Below are 7,708 nucleotides of genomic sequence, written 5' to 3' on the forward strand. Positions count from 1 at the left end.
CCCAATCATGCCGTGCGGCGCAGTATCAGCAGATGGCGTTGGCCTTGGCAACCAGGTACGGCCAGGGCGTGTTCGCTATCGAGGTGGAAATCCGACGGCAATGCTACCAGCTCATCGGCCGGATGAACGCCCTTCATTGCCAGCCAGCGCGTTTCGACATCGCCCAGGTGGCGAGTCCAGTTGCTGAAATTCTCCATGCTGCTGAATGCCCGGGAGATGATCCCGTTGAACGGCTGTGCAGGTTGGAACGCTTCGACCCGACTGTGGATAACTTGCAGGTTGTCCAGCTTGAGCTCGAGTTTGACCTGGGTCAGGAAGCGGGTTTTCTTACCGTTGCTGTCCAGGCACGTCACTTGCGCATCCGGAAACAGGATCGCGAGTGGGATTCCTGGCATGCCCCCACCGCTGCCGACATCGAGCCAGCGACCGTTTTCGATAAAAGACATCACGCTGAGACTGTCGAGCAGATGCCTCGACACCATTTCATCCGGATCGCGCACGGCAGTCAGGTTGTAAGCCTTGTTCCATTTGATCAACAACGCCAGGTAACCCAGCAGTTGCGTGTGTTGGGCTTCGTTCAGGTTGACCCCGAGCTGACGGGCGCCTGTGGATAACTCTTCGGCGTGTTGCGAGGTGACCATCGAACTCAAGCGCTTTGCTCCAACTGACGGCCCGCGCCGCGTTTTTTCAAATGAATCATCAACAGGGAAATTGCCGCCGGGGTAACACCAGGGATACGCGATGCCTGGCCCAGGGTTTCCGGCCGCGTTGCGCCGAGCTTGCTCTGGATTTCCTTCGACAGGCCGGAAATGACCGTGTAATCGATATCCACAGGCAGTTTCGTGTCTTCGCTGGCGCGCAAGCGGGCGATTTCGTCCTGCTGGCGGTCGATGTAGCCGGCGTACTTGGTCTTGATCTCGACCTGTTCGGCGACCTGTGGATCGTCTGCGCCCTGGCCGGTCACTTCCACCAGCCCGGCGTAATCGATTTCCGGCCTGCTCAACAGGTTGAGCAGGTTGTATTCGTGCGTCAGCGGCGTGCCGAATTTCGCCGCGATGGCATCGCCCTGTTCGGTACCGGGCCGAACCCAGGTGCTTTTCAGCCGTTGTTCTTCGAGTTCGATGCCTTCGCGTTTCTTGCAGAACGCGGCCCAACGCACGTCATCCACCAGCCCCAGCTCCCGACCTTTCTCGGTCAGGCGCAGATCAGCGTTGTCTTCGCGCAGGATCAGGCGATATTCCGCACGGGAGGTAAACATCCGATACGGTTCCTGGGTGCCGAGGGTAATCAGATCGTCCACCAGCACGCCGATGTACGCTTCATCGCGACGCGGGCACCAGCTGTCTTTGCCCTGGGCACGCAGTGCAGCGTTGGTTCCGGCCAGCAAACCCTGGGCTCCGGCTTCTTCGTAACCGGTGGTGCCGTTGATCTGCCCGGCAAAGAACAGCCCGCCAATGACTTTGGTTTCCAGGCTGTACTTCAGGTCACGCGGGTCGAAGTAGTCGTATTCGATGGCGTAGCCCGGCCGCACGATGTGGGCATTTTCCATGCCGCGGATCGATTGCACGATCTGCAGTTGCACATCGAACGGCAGGGAAGTCGAGATCCCGTTCGGGTACAGCTCATGGGTGGTCAGGCCTTCCGGTTCGATAAAGACCTGATGGCTTTCCTTATCGGCAAAGCGGTGGATCTTGTCTTCGATAGACGGGCAATAACGTGGACCAACGCCTTCGATCACGCCGGAATACATCGGCGAGCGATCCAGGTTGGCGGCAATGATTTCGTGGGTGCGGGCATTGGTGTGGGTAATCCAGCAGCTCACCTGTTGCGGGTGCTGCTCTTTCGAGCCCATGAACGACATCACCGGGATCGGCGTATCACCCGGTTGTTCGGTCATGACCGAGAAATCCACAGACCGACCGTCAATTCGCGGTGGCGTACCGGTTTTCAGGCGACCTACACGCAGCGGCAATTCACGCAGACGTTGAGCCAAGGCAATCGACGGCGGATCGCCCGCGCGGCCACCGGAATAGTTCTGCATTCCGATGTGGATAAGTCCACCGAGGAAGGTCCCGGTGGTCAACACGACGGAATCAGCGAAGAAACGCAGGCCCATTTGGGTGACAACACCGCGGACCTGGTCTTGTTCGACGATCAGGTCATCGGCCGCTTGTTGGAATATCCACAGGTTCGGCTGGTTCTCCAGGATTTCGCGGACAGCCGCCTTGTACAAGACCCGGTCGGCCTGGGCACGAGTGGCCCGTACCGCGGGACCTTTGCGGCTGTTCAATACGCGAAACTGGATACCACCTTTATCGGTAGCTATCGCCATAGCGCCAGCGAGGGCGTCGATTTCCTTGACCAAGTGGCTTTTGCCGATGCCACCAATGGCCGGGTTGCAGCTCATGGCACCGAGGGTTTCCACGTTATGCGTCAACAGCAGGGTCTTTACACCCATGCGTGCTGATGCAAGTGCTGCCTCGGTACCGGCATGACCGCCGCCGATGACGATCACTTCAAAACGGGAAGGGAAATCCACCACGCACCTCGTGCCTGCTTAATTCAGGTAATTCGGAAATAGGTTATGAGCCTGGCCCAAACGTTTTCTGGACCAGGTCGGCAAGTATAGGGACTTCCCCTTTCCTAAAGAACCCTTTGCACAAAATTTAACCAGCTGTGGAGAACTCGCGGTTAAAAAAATAAAAAAGAAAGAAATTTATAAAATCTTTGTTTTTATGTTTATTCTTACTGAGCACCCTATCTGTGGATAAATCTCTACAGGCCATAATCTACGGTATGTACAGAGTTTCGAAACCCTGTGTTCAGGTGCCAATGAGGGGCTTGGATAACCGGTGTAAGCCTGTGGATTAATGGGGTTGTTATCCACAGAGGCAATTGTCTTCAGTTTTGAAGGGGGTTTATCAACCTCGCTCAGGGGCAGTTATTCACAGGGCTTAATCCACTGCATCGTAGCGTCCGAACGCTGAAGCCGCGCCCACGGACAATCCGCCATGAGGGGCAATCGTTTGTTTGATAGAGGGAATTTGGGGCTCAGGAGGCTGGCGCAGATATGAGTGCTCACCCCCGCAGGCACCAATCGTCTTCTACAATATGCGGGCCGCTGGCAACTTGGATCAGGTAGTTCTACTGCCGGCAGCTATCCGCAATTTCCGGATAGCTGCACCCTGGGCCAGCTCATGGCTGGCAAAGAGGTTCGGTAAAAATCACTTCCCAATACAGAAGCTGGAAAAGATCCGCCCCAGCAAGTCATCAGAGCTGAATGCGCCGGTGATTTCCCCCAGGGAATGCTGGGCCTGACGGAGATCCTCAGCCAACAACTCTCCCGCTCCAGCCAGGGTCAGCTGTGCGCGTCCGTGTTCCAGGGCGGCGCTGGCATGGCGCAGAGCCTCAAGGTGCCGACGCCGGGCGCTGAAGCTGCTTTCCGAGGTCTGCTCGTAACCCATGCAGGCCTTGAGATGCTCGCGCAGCAACTCCAGGCCTTCCCCAGCCGACTTCGCGCTCAGGCTGATGGTCACGTGGCCATCGACGCTGACTTCGAGGACTATTGCTTCCCCGGTCAAGTCAGCCTTGTTACGAATCAAGGTGACTTTCGCCGGATCCGGCCGAACCTCGAGGAACTCCGGCCACAAGGCGAATGGGTCATCCGCTTCCGGTGCAGTGGCATCGACCACCAGCAATACGCGATCCGCCTCGCCAATGGCCTTCAGCGCCCGTTCGACGCCAATCTTTTCCACATGATCATCGGTGTCTCGCAGCCCCGCAGTGTCCACCACGTGCAGCGGCATGCCGTCGATGTGGATATGTTCGCGCAGGATGTCCCGGGTGGTGCCGGCGATCTCCGTGACAATAGCCGCCTCACGACCAGCCAAGGCATTCAGCAGGCTGGATTTACCCGCGTTTGGCCGTCCAGCGATCACCACCGTCATACCGTCACGTAACAAGGCACCCTGCCCCGCTTCGCGCAGTACTGTGGATAACTCATCGCGGACCTTATCGAGCATGGTCAGCACATGGCCATCGGCGAGAAAGTCGATTTCTTCTTCAGGAAAGTCGATCGCCGCCTCGACGTAGATACGCAGGCCGATCAATTGTTCGGTGAGGTTTTGCACACGCTGTGAGAATGCACCCTGCAACGAACGTAACGCGTTACGCGCAGCCTGTGCCGAGCTGGCTTCGATCAGATCAGCAATGGCCTCGGCCTGGGCCAGGTCGAGTTTGTCGTTGAGGAAGGCCCGTTCACTGAATTCGCCCGGCCGGGCCAGGCGACAACCCAGTTCAAGGCAACGTTTGAGCAGCATGTCCAGCACGATAGGGCCGCCGTGACCCTGCAGTTCCAGTACGTCTTCACCGGTGAACGAATTCGGTCCCGGGAAATACAGCGCGAGGCCTTCGTCGAGCACCTGCTGGTCGTCACTGAAGAATGGGCCGTAGTGGGCAAACCGTGGCTTGAGTTCACGACCGCTGATGGCCTTGGCCGCAACACTGGCCAACGGTCCCGAAATACGGACGATGCCGACGCCGCCGCGACCTTGGGCGGTGGCAACGGCGGCGATGGTTTCACGCGGTGCGCTCATAAACCGGTATCCAGACAAAAGTGACAGATAGCAAAACGCCCCACTAGGGGGCGTTTTGTGTGGTTATCCACAGTGCAAGTTACGCCTCGGCTTTTTTCGTCGCCGCTTCGATCTTACGCGTGATGTACCACTGTTGAGTGATGGACAACACGTTGTTCACAACCCAGTACAGCACAAGACCTGCCGGGAACCACAGGAAGAAGAAGGTGAAGATGATTGGCATCATTTTCATGACCTTCGCCTGCATCGGGTCCGGAGGGGTCGGGTTCAGCTGCTGCTGGATGAACATGGTGGCGCCCATGATGATCGGCAGGATGAAGAACGGATCCTTGATCGACAGGTCGGTAATCCACAGCATGAACGGCGCCTGGCGCATCTCCACGCTTTCGAGCAACACCCAATACAGCGACAGGAACACCGGCATCTGTACGAGAATCGGCAAGCAACCACCCAGCGGGTTGATTTTCTCTTTCTTGTACAGCTCCATCATGGCCTGGGACATTTTCTGCCGGTCATCGCCATGTTGCTCTTTCAGCGCGGCCAGTTTCGGTGCCACCGCGCGCATGCGAGCCATGGACTTGTAGCTGGCGGCCGACAACGGGAAGAAGAGCCCCTTGATCAGCATGGTCAGGAAGATGATCGACCAGCCCCAGTTACCGACGATGCTGTGGATATGTTGCAACAGCCAGAAGATCGGCTGGGCAATGAACCACAGGAAGCCATAGTCCACGGTCAATTCCAGACCTGGGGACAACTGTTTCAGTACGGCCTGGCTTTTTGGACCGGCATACAAGGTAGCGCTGGTTTCAGCCTTTGCACCCGGCGCAGCGGTCAATGCAGGACCGGTGTAGCCGATGATGTAGTTGCCTTTGCTGTCCTTGCGGGTCTGGACGATATTGCTCTCGCCCTTCTGCGGGATCCAGGCGGTTACAAAATAGTGCTGCAACCAGGCAACCCAGCCACCTTGGACGGTTTCCTTGAGCTGCGCCTTGTCCATGTCCTTCATGGACACTTTCTTGTACGGCTCGGAACTTGTCCACAGGGCGGCGCCCAGGTAAGTCGCGGTACCGGTGGCGGTGCTGGAAGATGGATCGGCGCTGGCATCGCGTTTCAACTGCGCGAACATCGCACCGGACCAGGGCTGGGCGCTCTGGTTATCGATCAGGTAGGACACCACTACGTCATACAGGCCACGTTTGAGCGTGAAGCGCTTGATGTAGTTGACGCCGTCCTTGCTGAACTTCAGGTCCACGACCAATTGGTCCTGACCGTCAGCCAGTTGATAAGTCTTCTTCTCCGAAGCGTAGACCGGGCGACCCGCCGGGCTGGCATCCGGGCCGTTGGTACCGATCAGGCCGCTCTGGGCCAGATAGGTCCGCTCGTTACCGTTATCGAACAGCTGGAACGGAATGTCCGGATGATCCTGGCGACGCGGATAAAGCGGCAGCGTCAGTTGGGCGATGTCACCACCCTGTGGATCGATTGCCAGCTGGAGCACGTCGGTCTTGATCTGGATCAGATCCTTGCTTGCAGCCACAGGAGCTTCGGCTGGAGCACTGGTATCGCTCGCCGCACGTGGAATGTCATCACTGCTGGCTGCACTGTTTCCGGAAGCGGTGTCCGGCAGGCTCGGTGCGGTATTGCTGGCTGCAACATTCTGAGTCGGCAGGGCAGCCTGGCCATAGTCCTGGTTCCATTTAAGAACCATGACGTAAGACACGATTGCCAGGGCGACGATCAGGATCGTGCGTTTGATATCCATGATTACTCGGCCATCGAAGAAGAACGGGAGGTAGGGATAGGCGGAACCGGGTCATAACCGCCGGGATTCCACGGATGACAGCGACCTAAACGACGAAAGGTCAGCCAGCCACCGCGCAGAAGACCATGATTTTCTATGGCTTCATACGCGTAGCAGGAGCAGCTGGGGTAGAAACGACAGTGACTGGCCATCAGGGGGCTAATGGCATAACGGTAAAACTGGATCGGAACGAGTGCCAGTTTACGCATCGGGACTGTCTACCCCTGCAGTTTCGGTGTTGACTGGGGCTGCTGGCTTGTTGCGGGCCAGACGTTTCCAGAGCTTGCCGAAATGCTGAATCAGTTCAGGGTTTTCTACGTCCCCCAAACCTTTGCGCGCGACGATAACAATGTCCCATCCGACCAGTGAATCCTGGTTCAGGCGGAACGATTCGCGCATCAGACGTTTGAGGCGATTGCGCTGCACGGAGAGCTTTACGCTCTTTTTCCCGATAACCAGCCCTAGGCGGGGGTGATCGAGATCGTTGCTGCGCGCAAGGAGCAGGAGATTTTTCCCCGGAACCTTGCCGGTAGGGGAGTCAAAGACTGCCTTGAAATGCCGGGGTGTAAGCAGACGCTTTTCCCGACTGAAGTCCTGACTCACCTCCAGTGCCGGATTATCAAACTGCCAGACGCGCACGACCTTTGGCGCGACGACGCGACAGGACGGCACGACCGTTCTTGGTAGCCATGCGAGCACGGAAACCGTGGGTACGAGCGCGTTTGATAGTGCTTGGTTGGAAAGTACGTTTCATGTCGTGTTACCTGGTTCGTCCACAACGGGCCGGAATGGCCCCCGTTTTAAGAGACCGGGGATTCTAGAGAAAGCAAGTCCATAGGTCAATTTCCAACCAACGTTTCCTTTAAATAGATGCTCAGGCTCCCAGCGATTCATCACGCAGCGCCAGATATAGAAATAAAGAAGGGAATTATTTAAAGCTTTTCTGTGAAGCTTATAAAGACTAGGCAGCCAGCTGTCTGTGGATAACTGCATCAAGGCCTTGTACTTCGCTATGTACAGAGGATGGCAACTACACGGGAAAGCGGTGGCCAGCCTGTGCTGCACGGTCGGATAAGCTGTGTGTGGAAAGCGATGTTATCCACAGGGCGTTTATCCACCGAGTTTCGACCCCACTTGTACAACGACCTCAGGGCTGGTTATCCACAGAGCTTATCCACTGACCGCCCGTCGTCTTTTTGTGGGTTAACGCATTGATAAATCGTGGGTGAAGGCGAACCTGCGTGTGGATAAGTGGACGTCTGCTCGCTACAATGGCCGCTTGTTTTTGCCTCACCGGCTTTCAACTTAGGGG

General features: G+C 57.0%; 7 protein-coding genes. All 7 read right to left on the reverse strand.

Annotated elements, in window-relative coordinates; genetic code table 11:
* Positions 1-5: 5 nt before the first annotated feature.
* Positions 6-641, reverse strand: coding sequence for a 16S rRNA (guanine(527)-N(7))-methyltransferase RsmG (gene rsmG, locus LOY67_RS28290; protein ID WP_265067843.1), 636 nt, complete (start codon positions 639-641; stop codon positions 6-8).
* A 5-nt stretch (positions 642-646) separates the two neighbouring features.
* Positions 647-2,539 carry a tRNA uridine-5-carboxymethylaminomethyl(34) synthesis enzyme MnmG gene (gene mnmG / locus LOY67_RS28295; RefSeq protein ID WP_265065377.1) on the reverse strand — a complete coding sequence of 631 codons (1,893 nt, stop codon included), beginning with the start codon at positions 2,537-2,539 and terminating at the stop codon, positions 647-649.
* 685 nt (positions 2,540-3,224) lie between these two features.
* A complete protein-coding gene (gene mnmE / locus LOY67_RS28300; protein WP_265065378.1) occupies positions 3,225-4,595 on the reverse strand; it encodes a tRNA uridine-5-carboxymethylaminomethyl(34) synthesis GTPase MnmE in 1,371 nt (456 codons plus the stop codon).
* A 79-nt stretch (positions 4,596-4,674) separates the two neighbouring features.
* Positions 4,675-6,357, reverse strand: coding sequence for a membrane protein insertase YidC (gene yidC, locus LOY67_RS28305; RefSeq protein WP_265065379.1), 1,683 nt, complete (start codon positions 6,355-6,357; stop codon positions 4,675-4,677).
* Positions 6,358-6,359: 2 nt separating this feature from the next.
* Positions 6,360-6,605 (reverse strand): membrane protein insertion efficiency factor YidD, encoded by a 246-nt coding sequence (yidD, locus tag LOY67_RS28310; protein WP_010465488.1) that lies wholly within the window; start codon positions 6,603-6,605, stop codon positions 6,360-6,362.
* The gene (gene rnpA, locus LOY67_RS28315; protein WP_265067844.1) at positions 6,598-6,999 is read right to left on the reverse strand and encodes a ribonuclease P protein component; all 402 of its coding nucleotides are present in this window, start codon (positions 6,997-6,999) and stop codon (positions 6,598-6,600) included. The genes yidD and rnpA overlap by 8 nt, the downstream gene beginning before the upstream one ends.
* Before the next feature lie 16 nt (positions 7,000-7,015).
* Positions 7,016-7,150 (reverse strand): 50S ribosomal protein L34, encoded by a 135-nt coding sequence (gene rpmH, locus LOY67_RS28320; protein ID WP_003213577.1) that lies wholly within the window; start codon positions 7,148-7,150, stop codon positions 7,016-7,018.
* Positions 7,151-7,708 lie beyond the last annotated feature (558 nt).

The organism is Pseudomonas sp. B21-056 (assembly GCF_026016325.1).
Lineage (GTDB): Bacteria > Pseudomonadota > Gammaproteobacteria > Pseudomonadales > Pseudomonadaceae > Aquipseudomonas.